Annotated in this window: 14 protein-coding genes; 1 reads left to right on the forward strand and 13 read right to left on the reverse strand. The window is 48.6% G+C overall.

What is annotated here, in order from left to right; translation table 11 throughout:
* Positions 1 to 2: 2 nt before the first annotated feature.
* From A3848_RS02835 to A3848_RS02855, 5 genes are all read right to left on the reverse strand, one after another.
* On the reverse strand, positions 3 to 1,514 hold the full coding sequence (locus A3848_RS02835; protein WP_143192327.1) for a hypothetical protein: 1,512 nt from the start codon (positions 1,512 to 1,514) through the stop codon (positions 3 to 5).
* Positions 1,515 to 1,788: 274 nt separating this feature from the next.
* Positions 1,789 to 2,223: an SRPBCC family protein gene (locus A3848_RS02840; RefSeq protein WP_074083445.1), complete on the reverse strand. Its 435-nt coding sequence runs from the start codon at positions 2,221 to 2,223 to the stop codon at positions 1,789 to 1,791.
* 127 nt (positions 2,224 to 2,350) lie between these two features.
* The gene (locus A3848_RS02845; protein WP_256701501.1) at positions 2,351 to 2,953 is read right to left on the reverse strand and encodes a GNAT family N-acetyltransferase; all 603 of its coding nucleotides are present in this window, start codon (positions 2,951 to 2,953) and stop codon (positions 2,351 to 2,353) included.
* A gap of 178 nt (positions 2,954 to 3,131) precedes the next feature.
* Positions 3,132 to 5,045, reverse strand: a complete 1,914-nt coding sequence (gene thrS / locus A3848_RS02850; protein ID WP_074083659.1) for a threonine--tRNA ligase — start codon at positions 5,043 to 5,045, stop codon at positions 3,132 to 3,134.
* Positions 5,046 to 5,503: 458 nt separating this feature from the next.
* Positions 5,504 to 6,181, reverse strand: coding sequence for an HAD family hydrolase (locus A3848_RS02855; protein WP_074083446.1), 678 nt, complete (start codon positions 6,179 to 6,181; stop codon positions 5,504 to 5,506).
* A 145-nt stretch (positions 6,182 to 6,326) separates the two neighbouring features.
* Between A3848_RS02855 and A3848_RS02860 the strand changes: the two genes are divergently transcribed.
* Complete coding sequence (locus A3848_RS02860) at positions 6,327 to 6,812, forward strand: DUF6803 family protein (RefSeq protein ID WP_074083447.1); 486 nt, start codon at positions 6,327 to 6,329, stop codon at positions 6,810 to 6,812.
* A gap of 838 nt (positions 6,813 to 7,650) precedes the next feature.
* On the opposite strand, the gene A3848_RS02865 is transcribed toward A3848_RS02860, so the two are convergent.
* The 8 genes from A3848_RS02865 to A3848_RS02900 form a co-directional block, all read right to left on the reverse strand.
* On the reverse strand, positions 7,651 to 8,997 hold the full coding sequence (locus tag A3848_RS02865; protein ID WP_256702124.1) for a sensor histidine kinase: 1,347 nt from the start codon (positions 8,995 to 8,997) through the stop codon (positions 7,651 to 7,653).
* Positions 8,998 to 9,035: 38 nt separating this feature from the next.
* Positions 9,036 to 9,740 (reverse strand): response regulator transcription factor, encoded by a 705-nt coding sequence (locus tag A3848_RS02870; RefSeq protein ID WP_074083449.1) that lies wholly within the window; start codon positions 9,738 to 9,740, stop codon positions 9,036 to 9,038.
* 3 nt (positions 9,741 to 9,743) lie between these two features.
* A complete protein-coding gene (locus tag A3848_RS02875) occupies positions 9,744 to 12,674 on the reverse strand; it encodes an insulinase family protein (RefSeq protein ID WP_074083450.1) in 2,931 nt (976 codons plus the stop codon).
* A gap of 77 nt (positions 12,675 to 12,751) precedes the next feature.
* Positions 12,752 to 13,942, reverse strand: coding sequence for a cell wall-binding repeat-containing protein (locus A3848_RS02880; protein ID WP_074083451.1), 1,191 nt, complete (start codon positions 13,940 to 13,942; stop codon positions 12,752 to 12,754).
* A 218-nt stretch (positions 13,943 to 14,160) separates the two neighbouring features.
* The gene (locus tag A3848_RS02885; RefSeq protein WP_074083452.1) at positions 14,161 to 15,531 is read right to left on the reverse strand and encodes a glycoside hydrolase family 64 protein; all 1,371 of its coding nucleotides are present in this window, start codon (positions 15,529 to 15,531) and stop codon (positions 14,161 to 14,163) included.
* A gap of 243 nt (positions 15,532 to 15,774) precedes the next feature.
* Positions 15,775 to 16,287 carry a peptide-methionine (S)-S-oxide reductase MsrA gene (msrA, locus tag A3848_RS02890; protein WP_074083453.1) on the reverse strand — a complete coding sequence of 171 codons (513 nt, stop codon included), beginning with the start codon at positions 16,285 to 16,287 and terminating at the stop codon, positions 15,775 to 15,777.
* Between the two features lie 74 nt (positions 16,288 to 16,361).
* A complete protein-coding gene (locus A3848_RS02895) occupies positions 16,362 to 17,396 on the reverse strand; it encodes a Gfo/Idh/MocA family protein (RefSeq protein ID WP_074083454.1) in 1,035 nt (344 codons plus the stop codon).
* Between the two features lie 37 nt (positions 17,397 to 17,433).
* The gene (locus tag A3848_RS02900; protein ID WP_074083455.1) at positions 17,434 to 18,522 is read right to left on the reverse strand and encodes a Gfo/Idh/MocA family protein; all 1,089 of its coding nucleotides are present in this window, start codon (positions 18,520 to 18,522) and stop codon (positions 17,434 to 17,436) included.
* Between the last annotated feature and the right edge of the window lie 15 nt (positions 18,523 to 18,537).

Here is an 18,537-nt window from a genome sequence, read left to right on the forward strand (position 1 = left end):
TCTCACCTCTCGATTATAGTAATGGTATACGGACTCATTTCCAGGCCCGGCCAGGAGATACTTGCGCTATTATTGCCCTGAATCGTTGTACGCAGCACCTTACCGCGCAGCACCTCCAAATCAGGGTTTGCCCCCAGCAGCCGCTGGATTAAGGTCTGGCATTCATCTGCTGCTCCGCCCTGCTTATTATCCGGGTCCTGCTCCTGGACTGTAATTTCAGTATGGAAGAACTGCACCCACAGATCGATTGCATCCGGTGTAAGCGACCATTTGTGCTGTTGCTCCTCTGTGAAAGCTTCTGCTGAGAAAGTAAAGCTGCCGTGATCTGCCAGTCCTATAAAAACAGGACGCCACAGCTCAGCAACCTCCGGCCATGGTATAGATCTAGGCGTATAGGAGATGCTCTCTTCTTCACCAGCTTCATCCGGCTCGTCCAATGCGTCTTCAGGCAGGAACCCGACCTCCTGTTCTTCCCATGCCCAGGCCAGCGGATAGATAAAATCCTGATTAGGGGCAAACAGTCCGCTAACCAGCAGCTCCAGGCTGTCCGCATCCGGCAAGCCATCGGCTTTGACCCATTCCTCCCAGACATTCGTACGGAAATTAAAGCCGCCCGCTCCCCAGAAGAGCTCTGGGAAATTCAGCCGGAGATTCGTCTCAGCCTCAAAGATGCTCAGGACCACCTCGGCTAGTTCATCATGCACCCGTCTCGACAGCTCCACTCTTTCCGAAAGCTGACGGAGCTCATTGAAGTCGATAACATCCTTCTCATCATTGGCCAGACGTGCCAGTGAGCGGTGGATATTATCAAAATGCTTGCGCTCTTCATCAAACTGCAGGTGGATCTCCTCCAGCCGCTGATGCCGCATCACCCCGTATTCACTGAATATGTGCTTCGGATTGCGGCGCAGCGCATTGCGGTATTCCTGCTGCTGCTGAGTCATCTTCCGTACCCGCGAGATCAGTTCACCCACATCCTGCATCGCGCGCGTCACCCGTCCATGCTTGATGTGCATCTGAATTTCCAGCAGCTTGATGCTGATCTGAAATTCTTCTATAATCTCATGGCTCATGAAGATCAGCTCCATGGCATATTCGGACAGCCGGTATACGGTTTTGCCGCTCTCTTCCCAGCTGGTGCGGGTAGCGTCTTCATCGACAGTAAAGTACTTGTATTTCTGCACCGCCATCTGCCGGGACAGATCATCATAATAAAAGGCTTCGAAATCTCCGCCGCTCCCGCTCCATAGCAGACCATCCACCAGCCGTTCCACAGATTCGGCAGTACCGAGTTTGGTTATATTGAACCGCTCGAGTGAACTCCAGGCCAGCTCCACGATATCCTCCCTGGCTCTAAGCTCACTGGATTCCAGTTCCAGATAATAGACCTGCAGCAATACGCTCAATGCAACCATTTCCTTATAAGGCTGCAGCTCGCCGAGATTCATACCCGCCCCCAAGGTCCATAAGGGATTGAGACGTTTGTTCCGTTCTCCAAAATCACTCCAGTTCATGCTTCACTCTAACCTCGCCATCACTTCGTAATTTAAGACTTTCTAGGAAACCTCATAAAATAACATAAACCCATATCTGCCCCAAGAAGGGTGGAATATGGGCTATATGCTACTAGGGAATATATGTTTCTATTATACCAATGATATAGAATTCTGGCTATTTGCAAAAATATAAATGCATTATAAATAAACCTGATAAGTATCAGGTTATTACTAATATAGACACAGCAAAGCGCATGCCAACACCGGCATGCGCTTCTAAGAATGGAATATTCTATTCTTCTGGAGATGTTTCCACATATTTTTTGAAATTATCGAGAATTGCCTGCCACCCGGCTTGCTGCATCTCGACGGCATTGATCGTTTCCGCATCGAACACGGTGATGATTTTCGTGTCGTTATCTTGGCGGGAAAATTTGACTTCCACTTTTCTGCCGTCAGCAATCGTATAGGAGATGACCTCGTTAATGCTCACATTGTCGTATACTCCGGTAAAATCAAACCCAAAACTTCCGTCCTTGGCTTCCATTCTGGAGAGGAATTTACCCCCGACCTTCAGATCATTCTCGGCATGTGGCGTATGCCAGTCTTCGGAAGCGGTATTCCACTGCGTGATATGCTTCGGCTCTGTCCAATAGGTCCACACACTTTCAACGGGAGAATGAACGATTGTTTCCACTGTTATTGTTACCGGCTTACCTGTTTCCAACACATAACCTCCTTGATGGCTGAGATATATACATTACTTACAACCTTTATTATAGCAAAAAGGTATGTACTACATTTCTTTTTGATTGCTATATTCTCAAACTTGTTCATCTTATTATTTACCATAATTAATGTTCTGCATACTTCACATGAAGCAAGTAATGCAGATTTGCTTGCACCGCAGGCCACTCGTCGTCAATGATACTGTACAGTACGGTATCCAAAATAGAGCCTTCCGCAGTGATCCGGTGTTTGCGCAAAACGCCCTCCCTCACCGCACCAATACGTTCGATCGCCTGTTGAGATCTAAGGTTATCCCCTACGATAGTAAAATTGACCCGGATGAAACCCAAGGATTCAAAACAATACTGTAGCAGCAGTGACTTGGCTTCCGTATTAACAGCTGTCCGCCAGAACTCCGGTGAAATCCAGGTACAGCCAATTTCCGCGTTGCGGTGATTGTGATCGATGTGCATAATTCGCGATGTACCGGCGATCCTGCCTGTGGATTGTTCGATCATGACAAAAGGGAGCTCCGTCCCCTTCGCCTGATTGGCAAGAGCCGTATCTATTAATCCTTCCGCTTGTGCGGCAGAGGTAATTTTGCGCCAGGTATACTCCCAAATTTGCGGATTGATCAGAATAGCAACCAGTTCGGCCTTATGCTCGGCTTCCATAGGAACCATTCTAATACTAGTGCCGATAAGTTCTTTGATATTGTTGGAAATCACGAAGATGCCTCCTATAGACATATTATGCCAGCCAATCCCCGCAGAAGGGAACCCTCATATGATTATATATTACATATATTATCTCTGTCTGCCTCATTCATATAAAAAAACAGCCCCGTTTGTGTAAAACGGAGCTGCATAAGGCCGTTATTTTTGCAGGCATATTAATGAAGAAAACCTATCCTCTACCCTCAATCTCACTTGCAATTCGCCGGACAAGCTCAGATAGGGTCATGACTCCGGCATCGCCGCCCTCACGTTTTCTTACAGCTACCATAGCGGAGCTCTGCTCTTGCTCACCAAGCACAAGCATGTACGGTACTTTCTCCAGCTGGGCTTCACGGATTTTGTAACCCAACTTCTCATTCCGCAGATCCAGTTCGACGCGGATTCCGGCAGCCAGCAGTTCTTTTTTTACCTGAAAGGCATAATCGGCATAGTGTTCGGATACTGGCAGCAGCTTCACTTGCACCGGAGACAGCCACAGTGGAAAAGCACCGCTGAAATGCTCCGTAAGAATCCCCATGAACCGGTCAATGGAGCCATAGATGGCTCGGTGGATGACGACCGGGCGGTGTTTCTCGCCGTCTTCACCGACATAAGTCAGATCGAACTTCTCCGGCATCTGGAAATCCAGTTGAATGGTCCCGCATTGCCAGCTTCTCTTCAGTGCATCCTGAATATGAAAGTCAATCTTTGGTCCGTAAAACGCACCGTCCCCCGCATTTATCCGATAGTCTATTCCACGCGCATCCAGTACCCTTTGGAGCGACGCTTCCGCCTGATCCCATAACGCTTCCGAACCCATATAGTCTTCCGGCCGTGTAGACAGCTCTACCTTGTATTCGAAGCCAAATACCTTGTAGATGTAGTCGATCAGCTCCAGTACACCACCGATTTCTTCTTCGATCTGCTTAGGAAGCACGAACAAATGGGCGTCATCCTGGCAAAAGGTCCGGACCCGCATCATCCCGTTCAGCGCTCCTGAAAATTCATGACGGTGCACCTGGCCAAACTCCGCGATACGCATCGGTAGTTCCCGGTAGGAATGCAAACTGTTTTTGAACATCAGCATATGCCCTGGACAGTTCATAGGCTTCAGCGCATATTTCGTTTCATCCACCTGAGTAAAGTACATGTTATCCTTGTAGTGGTCCCAGTGGCCTGACTGCTCCCACATCCGGTTGTTCATCATCAAGGGTGTGCGGACCTCGTCATATCCCCGTTCACGCTGCAATGCCCGAGAGAAGTTCTCCAGCTCAGTGCGGAGAATCATTCCTTTGGGCAAATAGAAAGGCATACCAGGCGCTTCTTCGGAGAACATGAAGAGTCCCAGCTCCTTACCCAGCTTGCGGTGATCACGTTTCTTCGCTTCCTCCAGCATGTGCAGATGCTCTTCCAGCTGCGCTTTCTTGTAAAAAGCCGTTCCATAGATCCGTTGCAGCATTGGATTATCGGAATTACTGCGCCAATAGGCTCCGGCTACACTCAGCAGCTTAAAGGCTTTGATCTGGCCTGTAGAAACCAGATGAGGTCCCCGGCATAAATCTGTGAACTCCCCTTGCTCATACAGGCTGATCTCTGCGTCCTCCGGCAAATCGTGAATCAGTTCTACCTTGAACGGTTCACCCTTTGCTTCAAAGAACTCGATTGCTTCACTGCGGCTGACGACCCGCCGGACAATCGGCAGATTATCCCGGATGATCTTCTGCATCTCCTGCTCAATTGCAGCGAATTCATCTATGGATATCGGTTGAGCTATGTCGATGTCGTAGTAGAAGCCGTCCTCGATAACCGGACCAATGCCCAGCTTAATCTTCGATGGGCCATATATTCGTTGGATGGCCTGAGCCATGAGATGTGCTGTGCTATGCCGCAGGATAGACAGTCCATCTGAGCTTTCCGGCATCACGATTTCAACGAGACAGTCGTATTCAACCGGTTGATGTAAGTCAACGGGTCTACCGTCGATTTTGCCTGCTACTGCTTGCTTCTTCAGGCTAGGGCTGATCGATTCCGCTATTTGCGCAATCGTGGTGCTGCGTGCGTACCTCCTAATTGTTCCATCCGGCAGCGTTACATTGATCTCCATGATTGTGGCCTCCATTTCTTCGATTTTATTGGTGTTATAGAACGCAAAAAAACGCATCTCTCCCGGAAAGGGACGAGTGCGTTCTGGCTCGTGGTTCCACCCTAATTTGATCTGCAACGTTCGACCCCCGGCTGTTCGGCGGAAGAATAATATACTAGATCCTCATTGGTATCCGTTATCGGGGATAAAACGGTGGCATTTACAGCGTCCCTAACAGCAGGGAAGGTTCAGTGCCACGGCTGCAAAGGGGTAACATCCTGCCGGTCTCTGTAAGAAGCTCTCACCGTTCACTTCTTTCTCTGGCCAGTCCGCGAAGGATATCATGTCTTTGGTCATTGCCTTGGATATGGTGTTGCTGGTTACATAATACTCATGTCATTTATGAAATGTCAACCACTCAAATAAAAAGACTTTTCACCAGTCATTGAACCTGCGGATGAAAAAGTATGATCACAGCATTATTTCACGTCAATTAAATTATCGTGAATACGTGAGATAATATTACCAATATCTTTCACATTGTATGCAATATGATCCGCACCGGCACTTTGAAGCTCCGCTTCCGAGCCATAGCCGATCATGACTCCGATAGAGGCTACCCCGCAGGCTTTGGCACCGATAATATCATGCTCGCGGTCTCCAATCATCAGCGCTGTTTCCGGAGGAATGTGATTCTCGTCCAGCACATACTGAATAACTTCTTTCTTCTTGGAGCGGGTACCGTCCAGATTGCTTCCAGCTACATGTCTGAAATAGGAGTCCAGGCCATAATGACGGATAATCTCTTCCGCAAATACCGTTGGTTTTGAAGTAGCTACGTATAGATTGAAGCCTTTACTCTGCAGCTCCTCAAGCAATTCCGGGATACCGGGTATTACCGCGTTCTCGAACATTCCCAGTGTGCGGTACCGTTCGCGGTAGTATTCAACGGCTTGGGCCGCTTTCTCAGCGCTGAAGCCCTGGATTTCTATGAAAGAATCGTATAAGGGCGGTCCGATGTAGGGCAATAGCAGGTCCGGATGCTCCACGGTAATTCCGAATTTGCCCAGCGCGTATTCTACGCTTTTGGTGATCCCTTCTTTGGGGTCGGTTAAGGTGCCGTCCAGATCAAATAAAATACTCTGCAGTCTCTCCATTACTTACGCAGTGCTCCCTTCACGATCAATTGCTACTTGCGTGATTCTACAGCTTTAACTATCATACCTTCGATTCTCCATACTTTCCACACACTTATTTACTAACATGATCATGGCAGTTATTTAATCTAATGGAGGAACTAACATGAACATGACGCATTACATGTCCCTGCTAACGGACAATCAGCCATGGAATTTGATTCTTTTTATGGCGATTCCGGTCATCTTTGCTGAGACAATCACAGTGACCGAATTTATTATTCTGTTCACCAAAAATCTCAACGGGCCGCTTAGGGCGTTTAACCGGGCATGCAGCATACTTGCCGGGCTGTATTTTACAGGAGTGTTTCTGTATTTATTCCCTACCGCTTTTGTTCCGATTACCGCAAACGGGGAATGGCATACCTGGGTTGACGTAGTGGCGGTAAGCTTTTACTTAAGCGGGGTCATCTTCCTGTTGCCCCTTGCCCTGCTGGACCTTGGACTTATTGCCCGTAAGCAAAGTGAGGAAAATAAGCTGAGACTACATTTCATCTTGATCAGCGGCTTTCTTGTGGTAGCGCATATCGCGATGATCTTCGGGATGGTGAATCCTGAGATAATGAGCGGGATGGCTGGGATGAGTCATTGAGATTGGGTTGGATGTGAAAATTAAATAGAACGAGCGAAAAGGTATATAGCCGTAACTGCGGGAATGTTTGGACTTTCGGCCGCTGTTGTCTGCAGATTTCTATGATTGAACCGCAATAAGCGGTTGAAATCCGCAGACAGTATATGCTTCCGATGCGAGCTTTCCTTCGGAAAGCTTTCAGGCGGACGCTGCCGCTCCTACAGTTCCAAAATCCCCTCCGTTACTCTCCACCTTTCTCAAAGTTTTTATTTATTTTCCATCCATAGGGATAGGAAAATGGAAAAGAACGCGTGTGGTTGCGCGTTCTTTTTTTATTGCTTATGAAATTATAAAATACATAGAATGTATGGGGACCTTAAAAGCATTTAGGCTGAACATAATGTGATCTGGTAACTCGTTATCGTCTAAGAATGCAGAGTTTTACGGACAGAGAAGGCGTTATTTTGCGAATACACTTGTTTCTTTAGCATATACGGACTCAGGAGGCGTTATTTCGTGCATTCCCTCCTGAATTGAAGAGGAACAGGCTACGTAACGTCATCTGTGTCCGTATGATCTAAAGAATCGCCTGATCCGACCAATAAAGGATAAAAGATGCGGTCCGCAACACTCGTGAATATACAGAGGAAAATCCGAACCAAGTGCAGGCTTTATTATGCTGAAAACCAAAAGTTTATGCGAAACTTATAACATTCAGAATAGATTCGACTCCATTCAATCAAGTTCGACTCCATTCAATCAAGTTCGACTCCATTCAATCAAGTTCGATTCGGTCGAATTCAATTAGATCCAATTGAGTTTATTTAGTTTTAGTTCACAGTCAAGATTGATACTGTTCTCAACTACGTTTTGGAAACCTGACCTCGCAGCGGGTGCCCACACCATATGTACTGGTGATGCGGATCGAACCGCCCAAGAGCTGGATCAGCTTCTTCACGATAGAAAGGCCAAGGCCCGTACCTCCATACTGTCGTGAGCGGGATTTCTCTACCCGGTAAAAGCGGTCAAAGATATACGGAAGCTCGTCTTCAGGAATCCCAATCCCGGTATCTTCTACGATGAAAAGTATGGCGTCGGGTGTAGAATTCAGCTGGACGTTAATCTCGCCCTCGTCGGTGTAGCGCACGGCATTTTCCAGCAGATTCATGACAATCTGCTCCATCCGTTTGCGGTCCCCGCGAACTTCAACAGCTTGACCGCTATAAGAAACTGTAATACTGAGGCCTTTTTCTTTGGCCGTTAATTCCAGCTTGCGGGCCGCATGCTCCACAATCGGCTTCAAGTCCACATCTTCCAGGTGTAGCGGAATTTTGCCTTCCTCCATCTTGGCGAGCTCAAATAAATCATCCACCAGGTGCTGGATACGGTGGGCCTCTTGGTCAATGATATCAAGATACAGATTTTTTTCTTCATCCGTCTCGTATAATTCACCCTTCACTACCTTGGCATAGCCCTGTAAATAGGTGATCGGTGTCCGCAGCTCATGCGAGATATTTGCCAGAAACTCCTGCCGGGTGTCTCGATAGCGCTGCAAGTCGATGGCCAGATCGTTGATTGCAGCCGCTAGAAACCCGATCTCATCATTGCTGCTGATCGTCAGCCGGGTCTCAAGCTCTCCTGCCGCAATTTTGCGGGTAGCTTTTTGCATCTGCACCAACGGACGCGACAGCACCCGGGCAATAATCCAGGTGATTCCCAGCGCCAGCACCAAAGCCCCCATTCCCGAGAGCAGCAGGATAACCCGCACCGAATCTATGGATTGCTCCATACTTGCTGTAGAGGACATGACATAAAGCGCTGAACTGATGGTCTGGCCTGCCTTAATGGGTTGTCCTGTCACGAAATAGCGGTTTCCACCGGGATCTTTATAGAGAAAGCTCACACCGTTGCCGGAAAAAATCTGTTCCAAATCTGCAGCATGAATAAATGACCGGTCAGCCGAATTATGCAAGCCTGAGTGAAAACTGACGCTCCGGTCCCGTGAAATGTTAAAAATACTCACATTGGAAAATTCAGCAAAGGTACGCATCATTTGTTCGCTTGTCGTATCCTTGGATTCAGCCATCACAGTGAAATGCGAAGCCAGTTCATTCGTTTCAGTCTGCATTTCTTTATAATAAAAGCTGCTGAACATCCGGTCGATGACTATCCCCAGAAACAGCAAAACAATCACAAACACTGACATGATCACAACTCCCAGTTTAAAACCGATGATGTTGTTTTTCATTCGACAGTGCCGGGAATTTGGAATTTATACCCCAGTCCCCATACCGTTTGAACCGGGTTGTAGGGCAGTCCTGCCTTTTGCAGCTTCTCGCGGATATTCTTGATATGTGTGTCGATCACGCGTATCTCTCCGCCAAAATCATTGCCCCAGAGACGTTCCACCAGTTCATCCCTGGTAAATACCCGCTGGCCGCTTCGTGCAAGCATTGTCAGAAGATCGAACTCCTTCAAGGTAAAATCAACACTCTGGCCTTCAATCCAGACCTCTCGTGCTTCTGGAGAGATTCGCAGGCCCGGATAATTCAACTGCTCTTCCTGAGGTTCGACCGCCCGGGTCAGCGATGAACGCCGCAGCAAGGAATGGATTCGTGCCAATAATTCTTCCGGCTCAAAAGGTTTGGTCAGATAGTCATCCGCACCAATTCCCAGTCCATGCACTTTGTCCTTAGTTTCAGAGCGTGCGGTAAGCATCAGAATGGGAAGCTGCGTATGCTCTCGCACAGCACGGCAGACCTGCCAGCCATCCATGTCAGGCATCATAACATCCAGGAGCAGCAGATCAAAGGTGTGCTGTTCGACCATACGGAGCGCTTCGTGCCCTGTCGCCGCTTCCTGAGTAGCAAAGCCTTCTTTTTGTAAATAGATACGCAGCAAATTCCGCATATTCCATTCGTCGTCTATAATCAGAATTTGTGTTTTCATACGTTACCTCACTAATTCCTCCAGGCTTCCAAATAAGGCTTGTGCCGCTTTCATTCTGGTTTCATTACCAACCACACTGAGGTAGTTCTTCTCCGCCACAGCTTTTAGCAGCCCGGCATATTCTCTGATATCTCCGGGTGTAGTAGACAAGATTTCATCCCGCTCCTGCTGCAGCTCTTCTCCAGTAATGTGTTCAAAATAATGCCGGTCCGCCTGCCGTCTCTGAGCACTTAGACTGAGCGGCTGGTCAAACATAGCCAGGGTGCCGATAATCGATTTGGTCATTTCATCCTCATCTGCTACAAAGCTTTCGGCAAACCGGTACGCCTGATCGTAGATCTCCAGTGTCCCCTGCAAATTCGGATCGCGATAGGAAGTGAACAAGAGAATACCCTCTTTTTGTAGAATCAGACTCCCACCATAAGCTCCGCCTTTTACCCGGACGGCATTCCACAGGTAGGTCAGACTGAGGATTTTTTTGAGAACCTGCATCTTGCCGGAATACGTAAATCCGAGCTTGTTGAAATCATATCCCTTAACTACATACTGCACCTGGCTTGAAGACATGAAGCCTTCGTTACTGGCCTGGTCTTGTGCCTTCAGCACAGGTTGCAGCTCCACCTGCCGGTCCTGTAGATCCAGCTGTTCCAAATTCGCAGCGAACTCCTCATAGATATCCGAAGCCCCTGTCACAGACAAGATCAGATTCTGCTTGTTGAACAAGACTGCGCAGATCTCTTTGAGCGTGTCAGAGAGCCGTTCACTCTGCTGGTCAATCGTATGGGCAAGATCCCGGATAAACTGGTGATAAGCTACCCCTCCGAGCTGTTCCTGATAAGCACCTCTATCTGAGAAGTAGGAAAGCAAACGGCTGGCTGCGATTTCATTGCCTTTCTGGTTCAGAATGGATTCCATCTTTGAGGCTTCCCGGCGGACGATTTCCTGCAGCTTGGTCAAGTTATCCAGATTGCTGGCATAGAGCAGCTCATGGAGCAGCTGCAGAGAATCGCCAATGTTGCCCTTCATCACTTTTATGCGTGCACTGAATTTAGGCTGATATTTGACATCAGAATCTTGAGCAGCACCAAAAACCTCATTTTGAAAATGAATACCTCCGGTTTTGATCCCAATTTCACTGGTGAGCTCTTCAATACTGTAAGCGTCAGTCTCCAATTGGCCAAATACCTTAGACAACAGTGTCAGATAAGAAATCTGCTCCACGGTAACAACTCTGGTATCCCAATACAACTTGATATAGGCGATTCTGTTCGTAGGTATCTCATGATGAATCAGTTTTATGCCTTTAAGCGTGTATTCATGAGTAGGTACTTGAGGTGGTGCGCAGCGGGTAATGTCCTGAAGGGACAGCCTCGGAAGTTTTTGCAGATCCTCTGGTGCGTCCGGACGGCTCTGCCGGGCCAACAGGTTCTGTGTGTTCTCAACAAGCTGACCGAGCTGTTCAGGGGTCAAAGACGATTTATATTCAGCAAGCTGCTTACGGTTACATGCTTCTTTTTCGGTTGCGATGGTATTCGACGGTTGAAGTATGACTACACTGCAATGTTGACTGTTCAGCAGATACGTTTCGATCAGCTGTTCAAAATAACGGTCCGCACATTTTTCCCGGATGGCAGCAAACACTGTTTCATATTCCAGATGGGCAGACGGTGAACCTTCGTACAGCCAGGACTTCATAACCTCAATATTATAGGTCAGCCCTTTCGGATAGCGGTCAAAGTCCGCTTCACGCAGTTCAAATTCCTTGCTGTTGACTGCGGCGAGAACCAGCTTCTCATCCAGTCCATCCGCTGCAAGGCGGCTTAATGTCGTTCTGATCAGGTCCAGAAAAGCAGCCTTGGATGAGGGATTGGAGTGAGTCAATGTAATACCCAGCAGCGGCTGGACCATACTGTCGGAATAGAAGGCAAACGCGTCTTTGCCCAGACCGCTTTCCAGCAGTGCTTGTTTCAGCGGAGCAGCGTTGCTGTCCATCAATATGTTTTTCAGAATAGCAAAGGCCAGATTCAGCTCCCGGTCCAAAGAGGTTCCAATCACATAGTTCATGCTCAGATAGGTCTTATCCTCAGCTGTTTCTGATTCCAGAATGGAATAATCCGCCCTAAATTCCGTCATTCCCATCGGCTGCTGCATAGGTATGGCGGTATCGAAGTCATTCCGGGTGTACTGGCTGAGGTATTCCTGATGGATGAACTCCAGCCTCTCTTCGATGTTCACATCCCCATAGAGATAAAAATAGCTGTTGGACGGATGGTAATAGTTGCTGTGCGCCGCAAGGAACTGCTCGTAGGTCAATGCAGGGATATCCTGAGGATCTCCGCCGGAGGAATGACGGTATAGGGTGTCCGGATACAGCGACTTTTTGATCCGGTCCAGCAGTACCGTAACCGGTGAGGAATAAGAGCCTTTCATTTCGTTGTATACAACGCCCTTATAGATCAGCTCATCCTCCGTACGCTGTAGCTCGTAATGCCAGCCCTCTTGCTCAAAAATCTCCTGCTGCTTATAAATATTCGGCTTAAACACGCTGTCCAGATAGACCTCCATCAAGTTGGAGAAATCCTTGTCATTCCGGCTTGCCACCGGATACATGGTCTTATCGGCAAATGTAAATGCATTCAGAAATGACTTCATCGAGCCCTTTAACAGCTCAACAAACGGTTCCTTGACCGGATATTTAGCCGAACCGCATAATACGGAATGCTCTAAAATATGAAAGACTCCCGTGCTGTCCACGGGCGGAGTCCGAAAGCTGACGCTGAACACCTTATTATCATCCTGATTCTGCACGAAAAGCAGCCTTGCGCCGCTTTGCTGATGCTCCATTGTAAATACGGAGGATTCGATTTCCCGGATATATTCCTCAAGTATGACTTTAAATCCGGAGTAGACATTGCCTGTTTTCAAGCTGCTCATAGATTGTCCTCCTCTATTTAGGGCTGTATTTCACTCTATGAGCTTATCATATTACGGGTTTATTGTTCTAACCTAAGTTAATGCCCGGAGTGAGGGTCTCCCCCGGAGGCAGAAGAGATCTCCAGCATATCGTCGATTTCACTTTGCGTACCGCTGGAAAGGGTGTCGGTATCACCGGTCAGCCAGGCATGATTATACGGACCTTCCGCAGGAGAATCCTTGAATTTCGGTTGAAGCTCCATTGTATAATTCATTAACGAATCCGGCATACCATCTTTTTTTGTGAAAACTAACGGTGCATGTTTGCCTAAGTGTGACAACGGCGCGGCTGCAATCGCCAGCATGGTCGAATCCGCCGTCAGCAAAGATAAGTTATGTCCGGGCGTTGTGATGCCCCAGCCGAAGCCGTTAGCCTCATCCTTGAACTTCGCAAAAGCAATAGCGTTCGTGTAAGGATTATCGCCGGAAATCCGCTTTACCGTTCCGTATTCCTGAAGTTGTGCCTCAACATCTGCCGAAATTGCGGACGTTGGGCCAAGAATGTAGATAGCCGCTTTACCTCCGCGGGCTTTGAGGGCTTCTGCAGTAGCTTCCGGAATTTTTCGTTTACTCACATAGAGTAAGGGCTCGGGCATATGAGCGATCCAGTTGACTGCGGGCAGTGTATATTCAGGACTGTCCACGGAGCCGACTATGACGCTTTGCGGCAGCGCTCCGGACACTTTTTCATAATAGGCATCGATCGATTTAGCAACTTCATCCGGTTCTTCCCCCTCTATTTTATCCACCTTCAAATCCAGGACCTTTAGTTGATCTTCTACACCGTCTGCTACTGTTCCGACAAGAACCACTTGAACACCATCGTTACTCTCCGCTCCCATAGGCTTAAGTCTTTTGAGTTCCGTCAGCGTCGCTTCCGGAATACCCTCTTTGGTGATGAATAGCACCGGACCATTGCTTGGATGATGGATCAAGTCCGTGCTTACCGCGGCAATCTGCCAGCTGCTGACATCGGTAAGGACTACACTGGAAGGCCGATTGTTCTTCGTTTCCGCCGTCCAGAGGGATTGAGATACGAGCACTGCCGCTTGGATCGGATCTGAGGTATTGATTCTGGTTGTATTCTTGGTAGCGATCCAGGGTATAGAAACAGCTGATTGTGATGGAGTGTCCGTTGACGCGGAACGTGAGTTATTCGCCGTAGAACAGCCTGCCAGCGCCGCACCCAGCAATATAGTCAAAGCAGCTTTACATATGGTTTTCTTCACCGGTGTATCCCTCCATTTCATTGCACTCGCGAATGTAAATAGAAGTGTACCGGATAATTATGTAGAAAGAATGTAGAATTGCAACAAATAAAGAATGACTATTATCTGAGAGGTGATATTTCTTTGAATCTTTCTTTTCGTACAAAAACGGCTGCACCGCCCTTCTCTGAGCGTTACAGCCGTTTTCCTGCTTCCTATGAATCAATTTGCAGTTCTTTTTACCAGGCTACACGGATAATCAGACCTTTGGGATCGCCAACCTCCAGATAAGCCGCTTGACCGTTGACATCATCATACGGGAAGCCGTAGGCCAGGCCGCTGATGCTGTGGTCATGCCAGAACTTCGCATAATAATTGGCTGGAGCAGCATTGTAATAATTAGCTACATTGTTCCAGTTGCTGGTTGTATAGACATGGCGGTTGATCGCAGCCGCAGTAGCGGCATCGGTTAGTGCTCCGTCGCAGCGGAGAATATCCTTCGTGCTATAGCCGGAATAGCCAGCGAAATAGTTGGCATTTGCTCCGCCTGGAGCAAAGGATCCATAAATCGGCGCTATGATCCGGTATGGCGCTTGATCGGTAGCCAGCGATTTGAAAGCGGCCGGCACTTCGTTCTGATATTTGGTGAATATTCCGGCACGGGTTTCAGATTCCAATTCACCTACGGTTCGGTCGTAGGAGCCGGACAAGTTCACCAGACGGTGCTGGATCGGGAAACCGAAAGCATCAACCCGGGTAGTATTGCCATGATATCCGGATCCATCGACAGTAAATTCTACGAAATCAAAATAAATATTGCGGTTCGGATCGGTTAGATTGTTGATATCCGGTCCGGCGAAGCCTTCAGTATAGGTTTTGATGTACAATGGTGAACCTACACTGAGGAACATCCGCCCGGAAGTGATTTTAGGCAAGTTCACCCAAGAGGCCTGGCTGACCGTATGATAAATATTCGCATAATTCACGCCATTCTTGGTTAAGTGGCCTGAAGCGTCATTCAGAGCTGGTGAGATCGGCACCAGGTTACCATTGAGGTCCAAATAACTCCATTGTCCGTTGGCCGGATTGATGCCGAGAACGCCCCAGTAGATCTGGCTGTCCGGATATGCGCCGCCGGTTCCGTTCATTACCTTAAGCGACAATGAACCGCTTGGCGCTGTAGGAATGGAAGAAGCAGGAATCGAATAGATCGACCCGGAAGGATTCGGTGGTGTTGGTGTAGGTGTTGGTGTAGGTGTGGTTCCGGCAGTGTAAGAGAACCAGCCAGTGTCAAAAGCAGGCGTTCCATTGTTGTACGTGAAGAAATAGTTGATTGCGGTTCCGCTGGAAACACCCGTTACGGCTTGTTCATAGCGGGCGTTGCTGCTGCTGTAAGTCATGCGGAGATTCATCTGAGCACCGTTATTAACCTTGTAATGCACATCAGTCCAACTCGTGCTGACAGTTGATTTGAACCAGATAGTTGCCGTAGATCCTGACAAATCAACACCTTGCGAGTAATCGGCTGCCTCCGCCTTGGAGGCGAACAAAGGGAAACAGGAAACCAGTAGCAGAAGCGCGAGTACGGACATTAGCCATTTTTTTCTCATCGCAATCTTCCTCCATTAATTGGTATAGGTTCAATCACGCACCATAAATGTATGCGTTTACAGTGTTGATTATAGTATCCTTACAGAACATTTAGTAGGAGCGGAATTTCGGTTTTCGGCACCATATTTCGGGTTAAACGTTATAATAAGGGTATTTTCGGCATCGGATACTGCAAAAAAAGAAAAAAGCCTTAATTCTCCATAATACAGGAGGCATAAGGCTTTTCAAATTCGATTCTAGCTTTACCAATGCTTCGCGATGAAGGTGTCGCGTCCGGATTGCTCGCGGTCCTCTTTATAGTGCTTCGGATTCTTTTTATGATAGTCCTGATGGTATTCTTCCGCCCGGTAAAAGACCGGCGCCGGCAGAATTTCCGTTACTACCGGACCTTCGAACCTGCCGCTGGCCGCTACCTGTTCCCGGGAAGACAGCGCAGCCTGACGCTGCTCTTCATTATAGTAGAATACCGCTGTCCGGTATTGGGGCCCTCTATCCTGAAACTGTCCGCCGTCATCGGTCGGATCGATTTGCGGCCAGAACAGCTCCAGCAGCTTCTCGTATGGGAACAACGCCGGATCATAAGTGATCTGGACTACCTCATAATGGCCTGTCGTTCCAGTTTTGACCTGCTCATAGGTCGGATTCTCTACGGATCCCCCGGTGTAACCGGAGATAATCCCATGAATTCCGGGGAGCTCCTCAAAGGGTGTTACCATGCACCAAAAGCAGCCTCCGGCAAACATTGCCTGTTCCATAATCTGTATCCCTCTCCCTGTCTATCATCTGCCATACTAGAAACGTATGTTATGAAGATAAGGCTAAATCCGTTTCAAGTCAATTTGAGGGAGTCCATGGCCCATTTTTTTCCAGATACTTCTGAGGATGTATAAATACCGGCAATAACCTCAAGGGCCTTGATCCCCTCGTTCCCGTCAATCCAGAATTCCCGGCCATCGATGATATGCTTGTAGAAATCACGGATTAACAGGTTGTGACTGGTTCCCCAGTAAGACTTCCCTTCGACTGCCGTGGACAGGGGTTCACAGAGCAGCGTTTCATGGCCATCCTTCCAGAGGTACAGGCAGTCTCTGCGCAGAAGCAGTGTGCCCAGTTCAAAGATAAGCTCTAATTCAACCGGAGAATTCACTGAATACGCATTTGTACCATAAAAAAGCCCGCGTACTTTATTCTTGAAAAGAATGCAGGCATGAGCAGTATCCTCCACTTCAATCACTTCATTCAGCACGTCAGTGGTCACACTTCCCTTAATGGAGGCAATTTCGCCGCCGAACCATTGCAGCAGATCCAGGGTGTGGATCGTCTGGTTGATCAGGACTCCGCCACCTTCGGTAGCCCATTTTCCGCGCCAACTGCTCTCTGTGTAATAGGCTTCGTTCCGGTTCCAGGTCACAATCCCCTTCATGCAGATCAGTTGGCCCAGAATGCCGGAATCGATAGTTTCTTTGATCCGTATGGATGGTTCATTATAGCGGTTCTGAAAAACAACACCCAGTTGCCCCTTGCTGACCGCAGCAGCCTCCTGCATCCGCTGGGCAGAAGACACATCTATGGCCATTGGTTTCTCTGTCAGAACATGATGTCCTGCCTGAAGAAATTCTACTGCCATCGCCGCGTGGAGATGATGCGGTGTGCATAAATGGATTATGCCGATATCTGTTCTCCCGAGAAGCTGCTTGTAGTCTGTTACCGACTCACAGCCGTAGTCCTGTGCAGCTTGTGCTGCCCGTTCAGGATCTGAATCGGCAACGGCTACCAGCCTAGCCCCTTCCATAGATAGAATAGCCCTGGCATGCAGGGGAGCAATGGCCCCGCAGCCGATGATAGCTGCGCCTATTGTACTCATCCAGTTCACCTTCCGCTCTGCTCTGTGTTAGATTCTGCTATCTGAGACTATCCGGTGTAAGGTTCAGAGCCTGCGATTGTGCGATGAGACACAGCTCTGCCGCTTTAAAAACATGGGCTTGTGTCATCGCCAGTTCCGAGCGCTGCAGACAATCCAGAATAAGCTCTCCGAAGAAAGGAAAGCCAATCTTACCGGCCACCTGCTCATAATGCTCGCCTTGACTGTCTACCCAGAAGACATGATCCGGTGTATTCGAGCGGGCTAGATCGGTGTATTTACGCAGCTCCAGGTATCCCTCGGTTCCCATGATAATCATGCGCCCGTCTCCCCATGTGCCGAGTCCCTCCGGAGTGAACCAGTCCACGCGAAAATACTGGGTTGCTCCGTTGTCACCCACCAATGTGGCATCTCCGAAATCCTCCAGCTCCGGGTAGGCTGTGTGGTTGTAATTGGCAACCTTACTGTGCAGCACCTTGGCGTCACGGCAGCCGGCATAATATAGAAATTGTTCGATCTGGTGACTGCCGATATCACAGAGAATACCTCCGTATTTCTCACGCTGAAAGAACCACCCTGGACGACTAGGCGCATTCAGACGGTGCGGCCCCATTCCGATGACCTGAAGCACGCGGCCAATCGCGCCCTGTCTGATCAAATGACCTGCATATACTGCACTTTCCACATGCAGCCGTTCACTAAAATAGCACATATATTTACGTTTTGTCTTCTCTGCCTGTACCCGCGCTGCCTCCAGCTGCACTATAGCTGTAAAAGGCGCCTTGTCTGTAAAATAATCTTTCCCATGTGCCATTACACGCAGGCCCAGTGGTCCCCTCTCGGAAGGAACGGCGGCTGCCGCCACCAGGCGTACCTCAGGGTCTTCCAGTATTTCTTCTGCAGATCTGGCCACCCGGACTCCCGGATATGCGGCGGTGAAGGCTTTGACTTTTTCCTGATCCGGATCATATACCCATTTCAATTGCGCTCCGGCCTCCACCAGGCCGTTGCACATTCCATAAATATGCCCATGGTCCAGCGCAATTGCAGCGATTATGAATTCACCCGGTCCCACAACCGGTTTTGCTTCATGCTTGGGAGCATAATTCATTCCGTCATTACGGCTCATTCTTCTTCCCTCCAG

Origin of the sequence: Paenibacillus sp. P32E (assembly GCF_001909085.1) — a bacterium.
GTDB lineage: Bacteria > Bacillota > Bacilli > Paenibacillales > Paenibacillaceae > Paenibacillus_AQ > Paenibacillus_AQ helianthi.